Here is an 18,705-nt window from a genome sequence, read left to right as displayed (position 1 = left end):
CCTTTCTATAGAATAAGGCCTTCTTTAGAGGCCGGGCTATAGAGTTTATTACCGCCTCTCCGCGGATGGGGCTGGCCCAATCCCTGACCGTTGCTCTTGGCCTTCTTCCTCACCGGTGCGGAGACCCGGACGATGGAATACGCCCTGAACGCGGAGACCGCCACCGACGAGGCAGGGCACTGGAAAACGCTGGAGCGCGACGCCCTGGGGCGGGTGGTGAAGGTGACGGAACCGGACGGCACGGGGAAAACCAACCTGGACACCACATATGAATATCTCCCTTCCGGAGAGTTGACGGACGTGCACCAGGGGGTCCAGCACCGGAATTTCACGTACGACGGGGTGGGGAACCTGACATCGGCCATTCTGCCCGAGCTGGAATTCACCAAGGAGTGGGAATACGACGCAGACGGGTTGGTGACCCAGGAATTCACCCGGGGTGTTACCGCATGGGTGGCTTTCTCCTACGACGGCATCGGGCGGCCCCTGACGAAGTCCGTTTTCAAAAACTCCCAACAGACGGACTGGTATCAATACCTCTACGACGGGAACGTTCAAACAGGCTGGGATCTTCCGATCAGCACTTTTACCGGGCACCAGGGACGCCTGACGGCCAAGCGGGGTTCCAGCAATGGAACCACGTGGCAGGAGTGTTACGCGTACGACGCCCCGACCGGGCGGGTCCTCGACAAGTATCTTCACCTGAACGCCTCGTCCTCCCTGTTGTTTGCCCCCTATGACACGGTGACGCATTACGCCTACAATCTCTCCGGCGGCTTGACGGACATCACCTATCCCCCAGAACTTTCCGGCCATTCGGCGAAGGCCGTCCGCCTAGCATTGGATACGGAAAACCGACCGACCGGCGCCGAGACCGAATCGAATTCACTACTGGCGGGTTCCATTACCTACGCCGTACACGGCCCGCTCCAGTGCCTCACAACCCCGCAAGTCCAAAGTAACCCAAGCGATCCGCTCCAGTACTCGCGGGCATACCACCCCGCTACCCTTCGGCTTTCCTCCATCAGGCTGGATCGGCTGTCCACCCCGCCCCCCGGCAGTCCATTGATGGATTTCACCTATCAATACGATCCGGACGGGAACGTGCAGCAGATCTACCATGGCGGCTTCGGCGGCGTCAACGTCGAAGCCTTCGTGTACGACGCCCTGGACCGGCTTGGGAGCGTCTCCTACGGCGGTTTGGGAAATATCGAATACTCTTATGACCGTTACGGGAACCTGTTGTCCCGTTCCGTCTTCATGAATGCCGCTCACACCACGGACGCCTCCTTCGAGTTCGACGCCTCGGCGCTGGCGCCCCGGAACCGCTTGCCGGGCGGCGGAGACATTCCGGCGGAATACGATGTCGCGGGCAACCAGACCCTGGTCACCTGGAAGGAAGGAACGACCACGATAGCCGACGAGCTGACCTACGACGCGGCGAATCGCCTGACGTCCTGTGTCCGTTGGGAACTCCCGGAAGGACAGGTAAATTTTACGACCGTCTCCGAGGGGAACTATGTGTACGACGACGGCAAAGGTCGACTGTATGCCGAATCCGTTCTCCGTGGGGAGGATGAACTGGGATACCCTCGCTACGACACGAAGGAAACCGTCTATGTCACGGACCCGGCGGGAGAGACCCTGTCGGAGATCACCTGCGAACGTTACACCGGAGAATATCGCTCGGCGGATCTGCAATCCACGGGGGCATCCGCAATAGAAGGTGATGACGCTTCCACCTTGGACAGTTGCAATCCAGTGCCGTCCGGGGAGAAAATCTTCTATCAGTTCACCGACCACCTGGGAAGTACGCGCTATTCCGCCGGGGCGCGGTGGAAGTTCTACCACCCGGACGACCCGGGTAACATATTCCTATATTGTTACCAGGAGGAACTTTTCGAAGCCGCGGAAAACCTCACCCCCTACGGCGGCTTCCTGACGCCCAATCCGCCCCCCTCCCCCCTCGATTTCCTCGCCTTCGACCCAATCACCTTCACGGGAAAGCCGCGGGATGTGGAGTCAGGATTGGATTACTCGAAAGCCAGATACTACAGCAATAATTTGGGAAGATGGCCGAGTCCGGATCCGAACATCATGATGAGAGAAAATCTAGGAAATCCTCAAAACTGGAACCTCTATGTTTATTGTAAGAGTAACCCACTTCGCTTTATTGATCCTAATGGCAATAATGGCTTAGACTGGCTTCAAACAGCACTAGATGCAGCCGGTTGTGTGCCAATAATAGGAGAAGCTGCAGATGGATTGAATGCTGCTATTTCTCTATGCAGAGGCGATTACGTAGGCGCAGCTTGTTCTTTGGTTTCAATGATTCCTGTTGGGGGAGATGCTATCGGAAAGGGCGGAAAGATTGCAATATACGGGGAGAAGGCAATAGTTAAAACAACCGAGAAAGCCGTAATAAGATCAGGGGAAAAAGTTTTTGCAAAAGTATTTCTGAGAGGAATTTCCAATGCTGTTGGAGCTATGCAATGGCTACCCCCCTAAATTTATAAAGACAGTCATGGTTTTTTAACTAACGGTAGTTATCGGCTTGATGAACCAGCAATGGCTCCTCATACTCGAGGCTCGCTGGTACAAGGCAAGAGCCAATTCTTAAGTGTGATTAACGAAAAGGAGCTTGTTTTAAACGCAGCTGCCTATGCAGACAGGGATAATCTTTGGGATGAAAGAGGTAAAGCTAAAATAACGTATGATCAACCTATCGGAGTATTGGGTGAATCTGGAGAATTAACTTATACATTGAATTTGTACCGCACAGAAACCGGGATGGTGCATGGTTCACCAGGAAATTGAACAATGGAAACAATTGACATCACTGAGATTTTTAGACGAGCGTTGGGGAAAAAATCGCTTTGGAACACTGAGCTGTTTCTTGATTTGTTGAATTATTTAGCTTCTTCGATACCAGACTCCAAAGTCGACTGGGACTCTGGAGTTCCAGAAAACTGGGGAAGCATAATATTGAAAGAATCATATGTGTTGGTTTGTTTGCTATATCCACTTGTCATTCTGAAGGAAAATATCCTTCCTGCGGACATTGTAAGATCGATTGATGTTGAATGTTTATATGTTTCATCAATGGACATTTCACAATATCGCATCGATCTTTCAGTCCTTGAAGAACTCGCAGGAAGGAACGTCTTAAAAAGCATTGATTGGGAGAACTGTTCCATTCAAGAAATATGGTGGGCCACTGTAACATGAAAACCTCTACCGAAAAAGTGCGTTGATGGGTGACGGAAACGATTCGTGCAAAACTCAGCCATATTTCTGTAATACTTAGATATTATAGGAAGTTAAGATTCGAATATCAGGTCTTTATCACCTCACCCCCTGAACGGCACGTCCAGGCTTTCGGCGGCCCTACGCTTGGCGTGTTCGTCGCGGCGGTCGTAGCGCATGGTGGTGCGAACGTCGGCGTGCCCGGCGAGCCTGGCGACGATGAGGGCGTCGTTGCCCCGGTCCAGGAGGGTGGTGACGAAGGTCCGGCGGGCGTCGTGGGGGCGGGGGACGGGGATTCCGGCCTGGTCGGCCCGGGTTTCCAGGATGCAGCGCACAGCCTGGTCGCTGAGGCGGGAATCGGTCATCCGGGAGCCCTTGCCGATGCGCACTAAGAGGGGGCCGGGCAAAGAACCCCGGGCGGCGACCCAGGCGGCCACGGCGTCGGCGGAGCCGTTGGTGAGGTAGCAGAGCCGGTCCTTGTCGCCCTTGCCCTGTCGGCATTTTTCTGACCCTTTCCCGACACCCGACATCACACTTCATGCGATTACTCATTCATTTTCTGTGGATTATAAGGATATGTCGGAAGTGTCGGGTATTTTCGCATATCCCCCGGATTCCATTCGGGGCGCCGGGGAATGAAAAATCGATATTGATGGGCTCGCATCAAATAGTCACGAATAGATTATTTTATCCACGTAAGCCCTTTGATTTCCCGCGCAGGCTGAAGCCCGCGCCACTATTTACGGGGTCGTCAACATTGGGTCCAACCACCGCCCCCTTCTGCGGGGCCCTGAATCGGCTGCATCCGGGCGATATCCTCCAGCGTGCTCAAGAACACCCCCTCCCGAGCGGCAAGCCCGACCACTTCCGGGGTGAACCCGCTCCGGCTGAAAAGGGCGTACCGCACCTTCCGGCCTTCCGACCCCCACTCGACGAGGGACGCTTTCCGCTTCAACCCCGCCAGGACATCCATCCCGACCGCGTTGACGCTCCATTTCACTTCGCCGAGGAGCAGTGTGTCGTCGTCGTCGTTCAGCCCGACCACGTCGACCTCGGCGTCCTTCGTCCACCACCGCCCGACGCGATTGAACTTCAGGCCCCCCAGAAATCCCTTCTTCACGTAGGACCGGCAGACATCCTCGAAGGTCCGTGAAACGAAGATCTCCAGCCGTGGCTTGATCTTGGTATCGATTAGGTAATCGAGTTCCCGTTCCTCGATAAAGCTCTTGTTGGGGAACACGAAACTGAACCAGAAGCGGAAGAAATCGTCATCGAGGGTGTAGATTCCTTTTTTACTCTTTTCAAAGGCCGTTTCCGTGACCGGAACTTCCCGCCGGACGATCCCCAGGTCCACCAGGACCGAGAGGTACTTCCCGACCAGCCCCTTCTCGAAACCGGTTTCGTTGATGATCTCCCCGGGGCGGGTTTTCCCCATGGAGATGGCCCGCAGAATGGCGAAGTAGTTCCGGGGTTCACGAAGCTCTTCCCGAAGGATAAATTCCGGTTCGCTGAAGAGATAGGCCTCGGGGGTCAGCATCCGATTCCGGATGTTCGACCACAAGTCGGCGGCCGGGTCGAACTGAAGGAGATAGGCCGGCGTCCCACCGAGCAGGGCGAACAGGGTCATGAACTCGTCGGCATCCTTGCGGGGAAAGAACTTCTTCGCGTGCCAGAAGTCGAGCGGGGTGACGAGCAGCTGCGCGGTCCGACGGCCGAAGAGGGGGGACCGGTAACCCAGGACCTCCGTCTCCATCAGGCCGATGCTGGAGCCCTGGAGAACGAGATAGACCCCCGAGTCCTTGAGTTCCTCGTCCCACCCCTTCTGGAAAATGGAGGGGATGGCCCGGTTCGACTCGATCAGGAAGGGGAACTCGTCCAGGACAACGACGACCTTCCCCTTGCCCTTGAGGTACCGGAAGAACTCCGGCCACGAACCAAACCCGCGAGACAACAGGAAGTCGTCCCGAAAGAGGAGACCGACTTTCTCCGAAAGCGTCTGCAGTTGTATTTTCTCCGTCGTCTTGTCCGCCAGGAAATAGACGTGAGGGAGGTCCTTTGTGAATTCCTTGATCAGTGCGGTCTTGCCGACGCGTCGTTTGCCGTAGAGGACGACGAAATGGGATTGCTCCTCGCGGTAGATCCGGCGCAGAAACTCGAGTTCGTATTCCCGGTTGACAAATTCCATGCGTCACCCCCAAGAGAGATACTCATAAGTAATATACTCTCGAGTAACCATTGTCAATGCTGCGGAGTCCTTTTCCTGAATTTTTCGGATTGGCCAACGTCTTCACCGGGACCGTGACGCTTCGGAGGAGACAGCGAGATTTTCGCGGCACTCGTTTTTGGGGGTACGCTTGGGGGTATGACAGTTCTTTGAATCCTCGTATTTTTCTGTTATTTTGTGCTTTACGATATTCTCTCGGTGGCCCTTAGCTCCACCAGATAAAAATCCCGGCTTGCGCCGGGATTTTTCTTCTCCCCCCTTTGGTTTCCCCCGCCACGATCGGAATCACTATCGGTATCGCCGTCGCAATCGGAATCTGATTCCGGCCTGATGTGTTCCCGAGAATCATGCGGTTTCTGCTATAATCCTGGCCGAGGTTTCCCATGAGCAGACCAACCGGCTGGCCATCCGTAGACGTCAATCTGGAGAGCCGCATCGCCCGGGGAAAAGGCGCCAAGGACCGCGATGTTCTGTTCCCTCCCTGCTCCGGCGGCGAGTCGGCTCGGTACATCTCGATGAAAGATCTCCCAATCCGATAAAGAAGGAAGAGACATGAAAACGCTGGAAATGATCCGGGATGGCCGATTGCGGGTGCCGATGGCCGTTTCCTGGCAGGTGGCGGACATCGGCCGGGCCCTGGGCAGGCAGGAACTGTTCACTCGCCAATCGCCGCAGCGGCTGCAACTGTTACGAGATCATGCCATGGTGCAAAGCACCGTTTCATCGAACCGGATAGAGGGCGTGGAAATCGACCAGGCCCGTGTCGGCACCGTGGTCTTCGGCCATCCGGCCTTTAAAGACCGGGGCGAAGAGGAAGTGAGCGGGTACCGCGATGCCCTCAAGCTGATCCATACGCAAGGGGCGAAATTGTCGGTTTCCAATGAGACGGTGCTACAACTTCATCGACTCTGCCGGGGCGATATCTGGGATGCCGGCCAATACAAAGACAAACCAGTGGACATCATCGAGAAACACCCGGACGGCCGGGAATCGGTCCGGTTTCGCAGTGTTTCGCCCGTTGAGACCCCAGGTTACCTGCAGTCCGCGTTCGCGCTGTGGGAGGAAGAAATCAAGGAACACGCCATTGCCCCCGTTGTTCTCATCGCCGCGCTCAACCTGGACTTCCTCTGCATTCACCCCTTTCGGGACGGAAATGGCCGGGTCTCCCGCCTGCTGTTACTTTTGACCTGTTACCATCTGGGGATCGAAGTAGGCCGCTACATCAGCCTCGAACGCTTGATCGAAGAAAACAAGGAGAGGTATTACGAGACCTTGAAAGAGAGCTCCCAAGGGTGGCATGAGGGAAATCACGATCCCTGGCCCTACATCGGCTACCTGTTGTTCATCTTGAAAAAGGCCTACGACGAGTTCATCGAAAGAGTCGGATCATTCGATTCGCTGCGGGGGGAGAAGACCGAGAGGGTTGATCGTTTTCTCCAGCAAGTCATGGGTGAGTTCAGCGTGGGGGACGTTCGGCGCGCCTGCCCGGAAGTGAGTATCGATTTGATCCGGAGGACGATCAAAGCCCGCAAAGCGGCCGGCCAACTGGAATGCCTCGGCATGGGACGTAACGCCCGTTGGCGGAGAATGTAGGTAAGATCCAATTATCTGGGTAATAATGTGGGTAACCCGGTTCCGTTTCCAACATATCGACCCCATCTTCGACACGTTGGTTTGGAGGTTGAGCGGTAGTACCTTCAAAGTGCACTTTTTGTCATATTGGCAAAGATTTCCTGTCCGATCTTTTTCGTGTGGTTCGTGTGGTTCGTGGTTCCATTCCGGTTTATCCGGGTTAGGTTGGTCTCCAACTGTCGAAGATGGGTCCAAGAGTGAATGGGGCACCGTTGACGGCATCACTTGACTGGAGTTGCAAATTGCCGCGGCAGATTTGACTCAGACTTCAAATTCGCCGAAAATGGATCAACGGACTCACGACACTTCGAGTGGCAAAGGGCACCTGGCCTACGGTCGCTACAACCCCGGAGGAAAAACGTCCGGGCGGTCCGGGAAGTCCACCCGGGTCGATTCGATGTACTGCCGGATGAGCTTGTCCACCTCCGCTTCCGGGACGCCCAGGTGGCGGCCGATGATGAAGCTATTGTCAGCTCGGAATTCTCTTGACTGCTTCCCCATTTCCGAATATTTTCCACCCATGCCCACGGATCATCGAAAAACCGACTTCCTGTCCGTAACGTGCGGGACGATCCCCGGCGAGCCGCGGTGTACGACCCCCACCTCGCCGCTCAATGTGGATCCACGCACCAACGCCGGGAAATTCGGGTAGAGTTGCGTGGCAGGAGACAGGTAACGTGGATCAGGATGATTCACCCAAGCATCCGGGAACAGCACCGGGGAGGTTCACAATGCGCAGCAAAACCCTGTTTGTTGTCGTGATCGGTTTGATCATCGGCCTGCTGCTCGCGGCAGCCGGCGTCGTACGGGCTGGGGAGCTGGAGCCGGTTGCCGGGCCGGCCGATCCCGGCTCGCGGATGTACACGCTGGAGCAGATCTACCAGCGGCTGACGACGGGCTACTACTTCGTGAAGCTGAGCGGGTTCACGGAGCCGACGAGCGGGCCGGGGAGCACGATGCATACGCTGGACGAGATCATGGCCAAAGCGCAGCCGCGCGCGCTGGCGAAGCGCGTGGCCAAGACCGGCCAGACAACGTGCTACGATGAGGCGGGCAACGTGATCGCCTGCTCGGGAACAGGCCAGGACGGTGAGTACCGGGCGGGCATCGATCCAGCCGTGGTGCCCACTATGAGCGGTGGTGGGTACAACACGCCGGCGTGGACGGGGGTGCGCTTCACAGACAACGGCGACGGCACGGTCACCGATAACCTGACGGCGCTGATCTGGCTGAAGGACGCTTCTTGCCTTGGTACGCAGACATGGACTGCGGCCTTGAGTTCCGCCAAGACGCTGCACAGCGGCGAGTGCAACTTGAGTGATGGGTCGGCCGAGGGAGACTGGCGGCTGCCCAACGCAAACGAGTTGCACAGCTTGGGCCCGGGGTGGCCTCCTGGCCCACCCTTCACCGGCGTCCCGGCCTTCGCGTGGACGAGTACCACCTACACCGACGTGCCAACGTACGCCTGGTACGTGAGGCTGTCGGACGGCGTCTTGACCCCTGTGGCGGGCTTAAAAACGGTCTCCTCCTCCGTGTGGCCGGTGCGTGGCGGGCTGTGACGGTACGGCGATCTCGACCGTCTGATCTGTGCGGGCTTTTTTCGATCATTCGTGGAAACGGGAATGGCCTATGTGCGCAAAGGACGGTTGGATTTCATTGGGAGATTGCCGTAACAGGTCGCCCATCTTCCCCACTGGGTGGAGATCCTCAGCCGGATGTACCTGGTCTTCGTGGTGCGGCCCTACTCGGTCAACGTGGCCCGGGCCGTGCAGGGACCTTTCAAGGCGTACTTCTACGACAACCTGGACGTTGATTGCCCCGAGGACCGGCAACCGGGCGCACGGTTCGAGAACCTGGTCGCCACGCACCTGCGGAAGAAGATCGACTTCCTGGAGGACTACACCGGCGAGGAGTGGGAGCTCGCGTTCCTGCGCGACCGGGACGGCCGCGAGGTCGATTTCGTCGTGGTTCGCGACGGGGCGGTCGACGAACTGGTGGAAGCGAAGTTAACCAACACCTGGCACCCGTATCCTGCGGGGTGGCGGCATTGGGTCGGACCCGAGGCCGAAACGACGGGTCGGCGGCGACGGGAATTCGGCGCTCCGGCGGCCTGCGCGCCTTGCGCCTGGGGCTTGTCGCAAAGCGGCGCTCCGGCAAGCCTCCGCGCCGCACTCCCCATCGGTCCATTCAAATTGATCCCCCGGCGGGGATCGAGGCGTTTTCCGGCCAGGTCAGGACCGGAGGTGAAAAACCCTGCAAAAAATATCTGGTGAAAACGTCCGGATGGGTGTCCAATACACGTGGACGCGCAAGACAGCCCGCAGGGAAAAACAGGATGGCTCCGAGGTTTCGCAGCGACGATCCCCTCCGAGGCCCTGGATCCGGCCCAAACCTCATGGCTTCCTTGCGAGGTGTTGCGACTTCGCGGCGCTGCGCGAGGTCGAGGCTTGCGCCCCCGCCACGACTGTCGCCCAAACGGAGGATGTCATGCGCCACGCTTCCCGCCTTGCCTTCACCGCCCTGTTCTGGCTCCTGGGACTTCCGGTCTTCACGGGGGCCCTCTGCGCCCAGAGCCCCGTGGGCTTCGAGGAGACCTTCGCCCTGGCCCCCGACCGCGAGGCCGCGCTGGCCCAGCTGGTGCCGGGCTCCGAGGAGCACTTCTACTACCGATGCCTCCTGTACCAGCACCAGGGCAAGCTCGCCGAGGCGGACACCCTCCTCCAGCAGTGGCGCGAAGCGCTCGGCGACTCCGACCGGCGCCGGCAGCTCCTGTGCCGGCAGATCCTCCTGCTCTACAGCGCCGACCCGGAGAAATCCCTGACCCGGTTGAAGGACGAGCTGGGCCTGCGCTTCGACCACGAGCGCGAGAACGCGGCCGGGGCCGACACCACGCCGTCCACCCTCGCCCCGGACGCCCTGGACTTCGGGAAACTGGCGGCGAAGTACCTCGCGCAGGACCCCGGGCTCTCCCGCTTCAACGACTCGGCCCTGCCCCGCCTGGCGGCCCTGAACCCGGACGCCCGCCTCAAGCACGAGATCCTCAAGCGGCTTCAACTCCCCATCCTCCCCGACCTGGCCCGCTGGGTCGCCGAGGACCTGGACGCCCACCCCGAGCGCGGCTTCGGCGACTACATGGTCCACCGTCAACTGACACAGGAGCAGCTGGACGAACTGGCCGCACTCCGGCCCGCCCTGCTCCGGAACACCAACTACGTGGGCGCCTGCCTCGTCCGCCTGCGCCCGCGGGACGGCGCCGCCCAGCTGGAGGCCTCCCCCGCGGAGCGCATGGCGTATCTCGAGCGTCTTCAAGCTTTCGCTGAACGCCTGGCCCCCGCCTTCGACGGGTTGAAAGCCCTCGTCCTCTACCACCGCCTCCTCGAGGACCGGACCCGGGGCACCTACGACCGGGCCCGTTTCCTGGCCTACCTGCGCCTGCCGAAGGCCGCCGGCTACGTCAACCCCGACTTCCGGGCCAAGTCCGGCGGACGCCAGTCGCTGGGCGACATGAACTCCTCGTGGGGGAGCCAGCTCGCCCTGCTGGGCGCGGGCGACGACGAGCCCCTGGTCCGCGACTACCTGGCCCGGTTTCTCGAGGACGCCGACACGCCCGCCGAGTTCGCGGAGTTCATCGAGAGCGGGTACCTTCAGAAACTCTGGGCCGAGACCCGGCTCCTGGCCGGCAAGGGGGACCCCCAGCGCCTGACCGCCGTTCTGACCCCCGTGGTGGCCGACGCCCTGAAGGAACGGGTGGACCTGGAGTTCCTCCCCGTCAACCCGCGGACCTTCGGCGCCGCCGACCCGGTGAAGCTCTCCCTCGCCGTCAAGAACATCAAGACCCTCCTGGTCAAGGTCTACGCCGTCGACCTGCTGGCCTTCCGCCGGGCGGGCACCGCGGCCGCCTTCGAGCGGAACGCCGACCTGGAGGGGATCCTCCCCACCGCCGAGCGCTCCTTCACCTACGAGGAACCGCCGGTGCGGCGGGTGGTCCGGTCCTACGACTTCCCCGAGCTGTCCGGGCGGGGCCTGTACGTGGTGGACTTCATCGGGAACGGCCGCAGCGTGCGCGCCCTGGTCCAGAAGGGGCGCCTGACCGCCCTGACGGAACCTGCCGCTGACGGCCAGCACGTCACGGTCCTGGACGAGTCGGGCCGTATCGTGAAGGACGCCGGCCTGTGGATGGAAAACCGCCTCTACCGTTCCGCGGCGGACGGGACGATCGTCCTCCCCTACTCCGAGCGGCCCGGGACGAAAAACGTCGCCTTCCTGGCCGGGGAGTCCGTCTCCCTGGGCACCCTGGACCACCTCGCCGAGAACTACCGCTTGGACGCCGGCTTCCACGTGGAGCGGGAGGCGCTCCTGGCCGGGAAGACGGCCACCGTGGCCGTCCGGCCGGTCCTCACGATCAACGGCAAACCGATCGGGCTCGACTGTCTGGAGTCCCCGGTCCTGGTCGTCGCCACCGGGGACCTGGACCGCGCCCAATCGGTCCGGGAGGTCCCCAACTTTGCGCTCAAGGGGGAACTCGAGCCGGTCTACGCCTTCCAGGTCCCCGAGCGGCTGACGTCCATCACCTTCACGCTGAAGGCGAAGGTGAGGCCCGCCCAGGGCGGGGAGCCCCGGGACCTTTCCAGCACGGCGAGCTTCCCCCTCAACGGCATCGACGCCACCGACGCCACCGAGGCGCTCTTCCTCTCCCTCGCCGAGGGCGGTTACGCCGTTGACCTTCTCGGGAAGTCCGGCGAAGCGCGGGTCGGCCGGGCCGTGATGGTGCAGCTGACCCACCGGGACTTCAAGGAAACGCTGGACTTCCTGCTGCGGACCGACGCGAACGGGCGCGTCCGGCTCGGGAAGCTCCCGGGCGTCACGGCCGTCCAGGCCCAGGCGGAACCCGTCCAGCGCTCCTGGACGCTCCCCACGGACCGCTACCTCCTGGAGTCCCCCGTCGTCCGCCCCGCCGGGGCGCCCGTGCGCATCCCCGGCGCGGCGGCGGACGGCCCGCCGCCCTTCCTCCTGGAGCGAGGGGACCGCGGGGTGGCCCTGCACGACCGCTCCGCCGCCCTCGGCCGGGAGGACGGCTTCCTCGTCCTCAAGGACCTCCCGGCGGGCGCCTACGAACTGTACCTTCCCGACGATGGCCGGGTGATCGGCGTGCGGCTGGCCCCGCCCGAAGGCGCGGAAGGCCGCTTGCGCGACGGCGACCGGCGGTGGGACGCCGCCACGCCCGAGCCGCTCCAGGTGATCCGCCTGGACGCGGGCGCCGAGGCCGTCCGCATCCAGCTGGCGAACTGGACGGCCGGGACGCGCGTGCACGTCGCCGCCTCGCGATTCCTCCCCGACCACGACCTGTTCGCCGACCTGACGCCCTTCGCCTTCCCGGGCCCGGCGTCGGCCCTGGTGGGCGTCCCCCTTTCGGACTACACCGGCGGGCGCGCCCTGGACGACGAGATGCGCTACATCCTGGAACGGCAGCGCGCGCCTCGCCTGCCGGGGAACACGCTCCCCCGGCCGGGGCTCCTCCTCAACCCCTGGGCGGTGGAGAAGACCGAGACGGGCGTCCAGGCGGGCATGGCCGGCGAAGGGTACGGCGCGGGCGCTGCGGGAGGATGGGCCGGCGCATCCCGGGGCGATGCGGGAACCAAGCTCTCCGTGGCCCTTCCGGGGGGCTACGAATCCCTGGAGTTCCTCCGCAACCCCGGCGTCTTCCTGGCGAACCTCCGGCCCGACGCCAACGGTGTGGTGACCGTCCCCCGCAAGGACCTGGGAGACGCCCAACTGGTGCGGGTCCTGGCCGTCGACGAGCGACGGTCCGCCTGCCGGGTCTTCCCCTTTCCCGAGACGCCCGCCGCCTTCCGCGACCTGTGCCTCGCCGAGGGGCTCGACCCCGCGAAGCGCTTCACGGAGCAGAAGGCGGTCCGGCCCCTCGCCGCGGGCGAGTCCGTCGCCATCGCCGACCTCACCAGCGCCAAACTGGTCCTGGTGGACGACCTCGACCGGGCCTACCGGCTTTTCTCCGCCGTCAGCCCCGACGGCGCCCTCGGCGAGTTCGCCTTCCTCCCGCGCTGGGACAAGATGAGCGAAGCCGAGCGGGCGGAGGCCTACGGCCGTTGCGCCTCCCACGAGCTGCACCTCTTCCTCTACTTCAAGGACCGCCCCTGGTTCGACCGGGTGGTGCGCCCCTACCTGAAGAACAAGCTCACCAAGACCTTCATCGACAAGTTCCTGCTGGAGGAGGACCTGGCCGCGTACCGGCGACCCTTCGCCTTCGAACGGCTCAACACCCTGGAGAAGGCGTTCCTGGCGGTGCGCGTCCCCGAGGAGCGCAAGGCGGTGGCGGACTGGATTCGAAAACACCTCGAGTCGAACCCTCCCTCCGTGGACGAACTGGTCCTCCGCTTCGACACGGCCCTGGGCATCGAGGGCCTCGACGCCGGCGACCGGCTGGGGCTCGAGGAGGCACGTGAAGCCGCGGAGGACCAGATTTCTGGCATGCCGGAGGCCGGCATCTCCGCGGACCAGATCACGGTCGCGTCGTCCGCGCCCTTGGCGAGTGAAGAGGCGGATGAAAGCTCTAGAGACGGCTATTTCGCCAAGAAGGAGAAGGCCGCCATGCAGCCGTCCGCGCCCCGCCCGGCGCCCGCCGCCATGAAGGCCCGGCGCATGGACGCCCCGGCCGCCTTCCGCCAGGTGGAGCGGACCAGGGAACTGGCCGAGAGCGACTACTACCGGCTCGCCCCCGCGGCCGAGTCCCCCGGGCGGGTCCGCCCGAACCGCTTCTGGCTCGACTTCGTCCTCCACGAGGGCGGCGACGGCTTCCGCTCGCCCCACGTCCTGGAGGCGCCGGGGAGCCTGACCGAGACCCTGGCCGCCCTGGCGGTCCTGGACGTCCCCTTCAAGGCCGAAAAACCCGAGACGAAAGCGGAGGGGACCGCCTTCACCCTCAAGGCGGCGAGTCCCGCCCTGGCCGTGGTGCGGGAAATCCGGGAAGCCGGGGAGAGCAAGCCCGCGGGGGCCTCCATCCTGGCCACCCAGCGCTTCTTCCGCCCCGATGAGGACACCGTCATGATCAACGGCGAGCCCCAGGAGAAGTACGTGGAGGGCGAGTTCCTGCCGCGGGTGGTCTACGGCTGCCGCGTGGTCCTGACCAACCCGGGCGGGCTGCGCAAGCGCCTGGACGTGCTGCTCCAGGTGCCGCGGGGAGCGGTCCCCGTCAGCGCCGGCAGGGTCACCCGAAGCGTCCCGGTCCTGCTGGACCCCTACGCCACGAGGCAGCTCATGTACTTCTTCTACTTCCCGAAGCCCGGGGAGTTCGCCCACTACCCGGCCCAGGTCTCGGCGGGCGGCGTCCCCCTGGCCGCCTGCGAGGCGAAGCCCCTGCATGTGGTGGAGACGCCCAGCGTCATCGATAAAACCTCCTGGTCCTACATCTCCCAGGACGCGCCGCCCGAGGATGTCCTGCGCTACCTGGGCGAAGAGAACCTCAACGGGGTCCGCCTCGGCCGGATCGCCTGGCGGGTGAAGGACGCGGCCTTCTACCGGGCCGCCCTAGACGTCCTGACCCGGCGCCACGTCTACGACGCCGACCTCTTTTCCTACGGCGTCCGCCACAAGGACGTGCCCGCCATCCGGGAATTCCTCCTCCACCGCCCCGACTTCCGGGACCGGTTGGGGCCCTTCCTCCAGAGCCCGCTCCTGGATCTCGACCCCGCCGCGATCGGCGCCTACCGGCACCTGGAGTACGAGCCCCTGGTCAACGCCCGCGCCCACACCTTCGGGAAGCAGCGGACCATCCCCAACGACCGCCTGTCGGCCCAGTACCAGGCCTTCCTGAACCTGCTGGCCTTCAGGCCCACACTGACCGACGCCGACCGGCTCGAGGCGGCTTACTACCTGCTCCTGCAGGACCGCATCCCCGAGGGGCGGGACCTCTTCGCCAAGGTGGATGCGGGCAAGCTCGCCACCCGGCTCCAGTACGACTACTGCGCCGCCTGGCTGGCCTTCTTCACCGACACGCCCGCCACGGCCCGGGCCCTGGCGCAGGGCTACAAAAGCCACCCCGTCAAGCGCTGGGCCGAACGCTTCGGCGACGTCCTGGCACAGCTGGACGAGATGGAGGGGCGCGCGGGTGCGGCGGCCCCCGACCGCAACGACCGCAACCGCCGGCAGGAGGCGCTGGCGTCCACGGAACCCTCGCTGGAATTGAAGGTGGAGGGGCGGAAGATCGTCCTGGAGCACCGCAACGTGCCGGAGATCCGCCTGGGCTTCCACCCCACGGACGCCGAGGTGCTCTTCTCCCGCGACCCGTTCGGGGGGGCCACCGCCGGGCAGGCCGCGGTCGTGAGGGCAAAGGAGACACGTGTGGTCAAGCCGGCGCCGGGGGCGACCCGGACCGTGGTGGACCTCCCGCCCGGCCTGCAGAACGCCGACGTGGTGGTCTCGGCCGAGGGCGGCGGCGTGACCCGGACCACCCCCTGCCACGGCGGCGCGCTCACCGTGCAGGTGGTGGAGGCCTTCGGGCAGGTCAAGGTGACCCGCGAGGCCGGCGGCCGGCCCGTGTCCAAGGCCTACGTGAAGGTGTACGCCCGGTGGAAGGACGGCTCCGTCAACTTCTACAAGGACGGCTACACCGACCTGCGCGGGCGCTTCGACTACGCCTCGCTGAGCACCGACGACCTGGACCGCACGGACCGCTTCGCCATTCTCGTCCTCAGCGACACCGACGGCGCCGTGGTGAAGGAGGCCGCACCGCCGGGAAGGTAGGGGATAGGCTGAAGGGGTTTAGGCTGAAGGCTGAAGGCTGAAGGCTGTAGGCTGTAGGTCCGGAGGGGTTCCCATCGGTATCGGTATCGGTATCGCAATCGCTCTCGCTGTCGTAATCGGGATCGCTGTCGCAATCGGGATCGCCGCCGCCGTCTCCGCTGCGGAGTGCGGTGCGCAGGTTGCCGGAGCGCCGCTTTCCCCGCGCCGCGCAGTCCGCGGAGCGGCGCGGTCGGCCCCAGACGGCCCGGGTTGCGAAGGACCCGCACGCCGCCGGAGCCTGAACGGCCGAGGACGGGGAGGGGCAGCATCGGACCGATCCGTCGGATCCGACCGATCGGTCCGATCTGGGCGGCAGCGGCCGGGAAAGGCCTTCCGGAGACAGAGAGCCGCCGATTGAGTTCCCGCGCAAGCTGAAGCTTGCGCCACCACTTTGGCTTGCGCCACTACTTCGGCGTCTTGGGCACCAGGCGGTACAGGTACACCTTGCTGGGGGCCGCCTGGGAGGCCTTGGTGGCGATCAGCGCCCGGGACTGGTCCCGGGCGACGGTGACGGACTGCACCGCCAGCTTGTCCTCGCGGGTGCAGTCGATGGCCGTGAGCCCGTCCGTCTTCGTGATCACCAGGAACTCCGTGCTCACCTTGTAGGGGTCCACTTTCATGTTCCTGGTGCAGACCAGATAGCCGTAGAAGGGCTTCCAGAGGTAGCAGGCGTCGTACATCAGGATGTACTGCTCCAGGGCGTGGTCGGCCAGGTACTTGCCGGTGGCCGTCCCCACCAGGTAGACGCCCGCGGTCACCTGGGGCGGGAAGACCGAGTAGCCCACCATCAGGTAGCCGCCGCCGTGCTCGAAGGAGACCCAGAAGAGGGTCATGTCGCCCAGTTTCACCTTCTCCTTCGGAACGTCGTTGAGGACCGGCTTCACCGCCCCGGTGTCGAGATCGATGATCCCCGCCACGTCGCGGAACTCGGCCCCTTTCCCCAGGAACAGCCCGTAGGCCATGAGTCGGACGAGCTTGCCCTCCTTCGTCTTGTAGTAGACGATGTCCAGGCCGCTGACGGTCTTCCCGTCGAGGTACGTGGCGATCTGGGCGCCCTTCTCCAGGTCCCACAGCTTGATGCCGGTGGTGGTCCCGAAGGCCAGGAGCTTCATGTCCGGGCTGAAGGCGTAGTCGTAGACCTTCTTGGGGTCCGCCGCGGTGGGCAGGGTGCGGACCACCTTCCCCGCGGCGAGGTCCAGGAACTTCAGCGGGAGGTCCCGGTAGATCAGGATCAGCATCTTGCCGTCCGCGGTGTACTCAAACCCGTCCAGGGCCGGCATGCCGTGGACCGACTCGTCGTACTCCTTGATCACCTTCGCCGTCTTGAGGTCCCAGATCAGGATCTTGTGGCTGGAGTGGAGGAAACCGGCGGCGGTGAGGCCGTCCGGCGAGAAGGTGGGCCGGTAGACCCAGAAGGGGTCCTCGCCGGGGAGTTCTTTTTCCAGCACAAAGTCGGGCGGACACGGCACGATCTTCTCCGGGGCCGCGGCCGGGGTCGCTTTCTGCGCGGCGGGGGCCGGCTTTGGCGGGGCCGTGGCGGCCTTTTTCTGGGCCGGGCACGGGGTCGCGGCCAGGACGGCCAGCAGCAGGCACACGCCGACCGCCGAAACGCGGAACACGCTCCGTCTCACCATTACGCACCTCCAAGTGGTAAATAACAGATCTTTAACCGCTTGCTTACGCGCGCGGCTTCGGCTGGTTTCCGACCTGCCGGATGGCCGCCCCCGCGGCGAACGTCTCAGCACTCGCGCGGGAAGGGGGCCCAGGGCGCGGGCAGCGAGATGGACACCCGCAACACGAGCTCGTCCCCGGCGCCGGGCCCGCCGCCTTCCTCCGCGAGCCGGGACAGGACAGCCTGGCGCACCCGGGGCATCAACTGCTCCAGGTTCTTCGCCCGGGCTTCGCAGCCCGGCAGACCGGGAACGGACGCGCGGTAGCTGCCGTCCTCCCCCTTCTCCACCGCCACCTCGAATTCCTGCATCAGGTTCACCTCTCGTCAGCCTCCATCCAGTGCTCGATTTCCGCCTTCAGAATTGGCAAGTGGACGGTAGCCGCCTCCCAGACAATGGCTTCATCGACCGCATCGTATCCGTGGGCGATAATATTGCGGAAGCCTGCAATCCGCTGGGCGTTTGTAATCCTTGAAAACAAAGAGGGAGCCACGATGTCAAAAAGAGTTTTCTTGATCTCAAGCGGCATACAGCAACGTCCGGGTTTGCTCTATCACTTTCCTGAAGAAAGAATCCCGGATCGCGTCTGTGACGATGACATCCACCGGCCTTGATACCAGTCTCTCCAGCTCCTCTTTCAACTCAAAAAACCAGTTGAAGAGATCCCCCTTTCCCCGGTCGAATTCGACAAGAAAGTCCACATCGCTCCCCGGACCGAACTCCTTCGTAACCGCCGAGCCGAAAAGTTCCAGGCGCCTGACATACAAGCGCTTGCAGAGGGCGGCGATCTCTGGTTTGATCTTGTCAATCTCCAACATGAACTTCACCTCGTGCGGTTCAAACTTCTCCGACCGAAAGAAAGTGGTCCCTCTTTGTTTCGCAGCCCGAACATCCTCCCCATTTTTCTTCAAGATTCATTGTATCGCGATGCCCACCGTATTTCGAGCCACAAATTAGGATAATCCTCACTCGTGCCTCGGCAAAACTTCACGGACAGAGAACAGGCAGAACAACCTTTCTCTTGCGTGTGGTCCGTGGTTCCGACCTCCCCTGTCCGGAATGGGTTACGACCCGTTTTCGCGTTGACATCCCGGCGGATTCGCCCTATGTTTCGGGACGTACACCGGTTCTTTTCGG

Annotated in this window: 14 protein-coding genes; 7 read left to right on the top strand and 7 right to left on the bottom strand. The window is 62.9% G+C overall.

From position 1 onward, the window contains the following. Nucleotides 1-132 precede the first annotated feature (132 nt). The 3 genes from KA419_09390 to KA419_09380 are packed head-to-tail and all read left to right on the top strand — an operon-like array spanning nucleotide 133 to nucleotide 3,228. A complete protein-coding gene (locus tag KA419_09390; GenBank protein MBP7866150.1) occupies nucleotides 133-2,508 on the top strand; it encodes an RHS repeat-associated core domain-containing protein in 2,376 nt (791 codons plus the stop codon). Between the two features lie 60 nt (nucleotides 2,509-2,568). Then, nucleotides 2,569-2,817 carry a hypothetical protein gene (locus tag KA419_09385; GenBank protein MBP7866149.1) on the top strand — a complete coding sequence of 83 codons (249 nt, stop codon included), beginning with the start codon at nucleotides 2,569-2,571 and terminating at the stop codon, nucleotides 2,815-2,817. 3 nt (nucleotides 2,818-2,820) lie between these two features. Then, nucleotides 2,821-3,228, top strand: coding sequence for a hypothetical protein (locus KA419_09380; protein MBP7866148.1), 408 nt, complete (start codon nucleotides 2,821-2,823; stop codon nucleotides 3,226-3,228). Between the two features lie 122 nt (nucleotides 3,229-3,350). Here KA419_09380 and KA419_09375 read toward each other — a convergent pair whose 3' ends face one another. Both KA419_09375 and KA419_09370 read right to left on the bottom strand, forming a co-directional pair. Beyond that, a complete protein-coding gene (locus KA419_09375; GenBank protein ID MBP7866147.1) occupies nucleotides 3,351-3,776 on the bottom strand; it encodes a tyrosine-type recombinase/integrase in 426 nt (141 codons plus the stop codon). A 221-nt stretch (nucleotides 3,777-3,997) separates the two neighbouring features. After that, entirely contained in the window at nucleotides 3,998-5,431 is a 1,434-nt protein-coding gene (locus tag KA419_09370; protein MBP7866146.1) for an ATP-binding protein, read from the bottom strand. Nucleotides 5,432-6,022: 591 nt separating this feature from the next. Here KA419_09370 and KA419_09365 point away from each other — a divergent pair. Next, nucleotides 6,023-7,063, top strand: a complete 1,041-nt coding sequence (locus KA419_09365; GenBank protein ID MBP7866145.1) for a Fic family protein — start codon at nucleotides 6,023-6,025, stop codon at nucleotides 7,061-7,063. Between the two features lie 378 nt (nucleotides 7,064-7,441). Here KA419_09365 and KA419_09360 read toward each other — a convergent pair whose 3' ends face one another. After that, complete coding sequence (locus KA419_09360; GenBank protein ID MBP7866144.1) at nucleotides 7,442-7,603, bottom strand: hypothetical protein; 162 nt, start codon at nucleotides 7,601-7,603, stop codon at nucleotides 7,442-7,444. A gap of 230 nt (nucleotides 7,604-7,833) precedes the next feature. Here KA419_09360 and KA419_09355 point away from each other — a divergent pair, with 230 nt between their 5' ends. The 3 genes from KA419_09355 to KA419_09345 all read left to right on the top strand — a co-directional run bounded on the left by KA419_09355 (nucleotide 7,834) and on the right by KA419_09345 (nucleotide 15,859). After that, nucleotides 7,834-8,661 (top strand): DUF1566 domain-containing protein, encoded by an 828-nt coding sequence (locus tag KA419_09355; GenBank protein MBP7866143.1) that lies wholly within the window; start codon nucleotides 7,834-7,836, stop codon nucleotides 8,659-8,661. Nucleotides 8,662-8,817: 156 nt separating this feature from the next. Further along, nucleotides 8,818-9,375: a DUF4143 domain-containing protein gene (locus KA419_09350; protein ID MBP7866142.1), complete on the top strand. Its 558-nt coding sequence runs from the start codon at nucleotides 8,818-8,820 to the stop codon at nucleotides 9,373-9,375. Nucleotides 9,376-9,589: 214 nt separating this feature from the next. Next, nucleotides 9,590-15,859, top strand: coding sequence for a hypothetical protein (locus KA419_09345; GenBank protein MBP7866141.1), 6,270 nt, complete (start codon nucleotides 9,590-9,592; stop codon nucleotides 15,857-15,859). Between the two features lie 443 nt (nucleotides 15,860-16,302). On the opposite strand, the gene KA419_09340 is transcribed toward KA419_09345, so the two are convergent. The 4 genes from KA419_09340 to KA419_09325 form a co-directional block, all read right to left on the bottom strand. Continuing rightward, on the bottom strand, nucleotides 16,303-17,532 hold the full coding sequence (locus KA419_09340; GenBank protein MBP7866140.1) for a hypothetical protein: 1,230 nt from the start codon (nucleotides 17,530-17,532) through the stop codon (nucleotides 16,303-16,305). A gap of 104 nt (nucleotides 17,533-17,636) precedes the next feature. Beyond that, nucleotides 17,637-17,888, bottom strand: a complete 252-nt coding sequence (locus KA419_09335) for a type II toxin-antitoxin system HicB family antitoxin (GenBank protein ID MBP7866139.1) — start codon at nucleotides 17,886-17,888, stop codon at nucleotides 17,637-17,639. Further along, complete coding sequence (locus tag KA419_09330; protein MBP7866138.1) at nucleotides 17,885-18,097, bottom strand: DUF86 domain-containing protein; 213 nt, start codon at nucleotides 18,095-18,097, stop codon at nucleotides 17,885-17,887. The genes KA419_09335 and KA419_09330 overlap by 4 nt, the downstream gene beginning before the upstream one ends. Further along, on the bottom strand, nucleotides 18,087-18,386 hold the full coding sequence (locus KA419_09325; GenBank protein ID MBP7866137.1) for a nucleotidyltransferase domain-containing protein: 300 nt from the start codon (nucleotides 18,384-18,386) through the stop codon (nucleotides 18,087-18,089). Before KA419_09325 ends, KA419_09330 begins: the two co-directional genes overlap by 11 nt. Between the last annotated feature and the right edge of the window lie 319 nt (nucleotides 18,387-18,705).

This window comes from Acidobacteriota bacterium (genome assembly GCA_018001935.1).
GTDB lineage: Bacteria > Acidobacteriota > JAAYUB01 > JAAYUB01 > JAAYUB01 > JAGNHB01.
The sequence above is the reverse complement of the archived record's forward strand: the minus strand, read 5'-3'. Positions and strand labels throughout refer to the sequence as shown.

Bases quoted from the DNA above. Each gene is read 5' to 3' on its own strand.
- KA419_09360 (MBP7866144.1), bottom strand. From the start codon at position 7,603: ATGGGGAAGCAGTCAAGAGAATTCCGAGCTGACAATAGCTTCATCATC.
- KA419_09330 (MBP7866138.1), bottom strand. From the start codon at position 18,097: ATGCCGCTTGAGATCAAGAAAACTCTTTTTGACATCGTGGCTCCCTCT.
- KA419_09355 (MBP7866143.1), top strand. From the start codon at position 7,834: ATGCGCAGCAAAACCCTGTTTGTTGTCGTGATCGGTTTGATCATCGGC.
- KA419_09345 (MBP7866141.1), top strand. From the start codon at position 9,590: ATGCGCCACGCTTCCCGCCTTGCCTTCACCGCCCTGTTCTGGCTCCTG.
- KA419_09340 (MBP7866140.1), bottom strand. From the start codon at position 17,532: ATGGTGAGACGGAGCGTGTTCCGCGTTTCGGCGGTCGGCGTGTGCCTG.
- KA419_09375 (MBP7866147.1), bottom strand. From the start codon at position 3,776: ATGTCGGGTGTCGGGAAAGGGTCAGAAAAATGCCGACAGGGCAAGGGC.
- KA419_09350 (MBP7866142.1), top strand. From the start codon at position 8,818: ATGTACCTGGTCTTCGTGGTGCGGCCCTACTCGGTCAACGTGGCCCGG.
- KA419_09325 (MBP7866137.1), bottom strand. From the start codon at position 18,386: ATGTTGGAGATTGACAAGATCAAACCAGAGATCGCCGCCCTCTGCAAG.
- KA419_09365 (MBP7866145.1), top strand. From the start codon at position 6,023: ATGAAAACGCTGGAAATGATCCGGGATGGCCGATTGCGGGTGCCGATG.
- KA419_09380 (MBP7866148.1), top strand. From the start codon at position 2,821: ATGGAAACAATTGACATCACTGAGATTTTTAGACGAGCGTTGGGGAAA.
- KA419_09370 (MBP7866146.1), bottom strand. From the start codon at position 5,431: ATGGAATTTGTCAACCGGGAATACGAACTCGAGTTTCTGCGCCGGATC.
- KA419_09390 (MBP7866150.1), top strand. From the start codon at position 133: ATGGAATACGCCCTGAACGCGGAGACCGCCACCGACGAGGCAGGGCAC.
- KA419_09385 (MBP7866149.1), top strand. From the start codon at position 2,569: ATGGCTCCTCATACTCGAGGCTCGCTGGTACAAGGCAAGAGCCAATTC.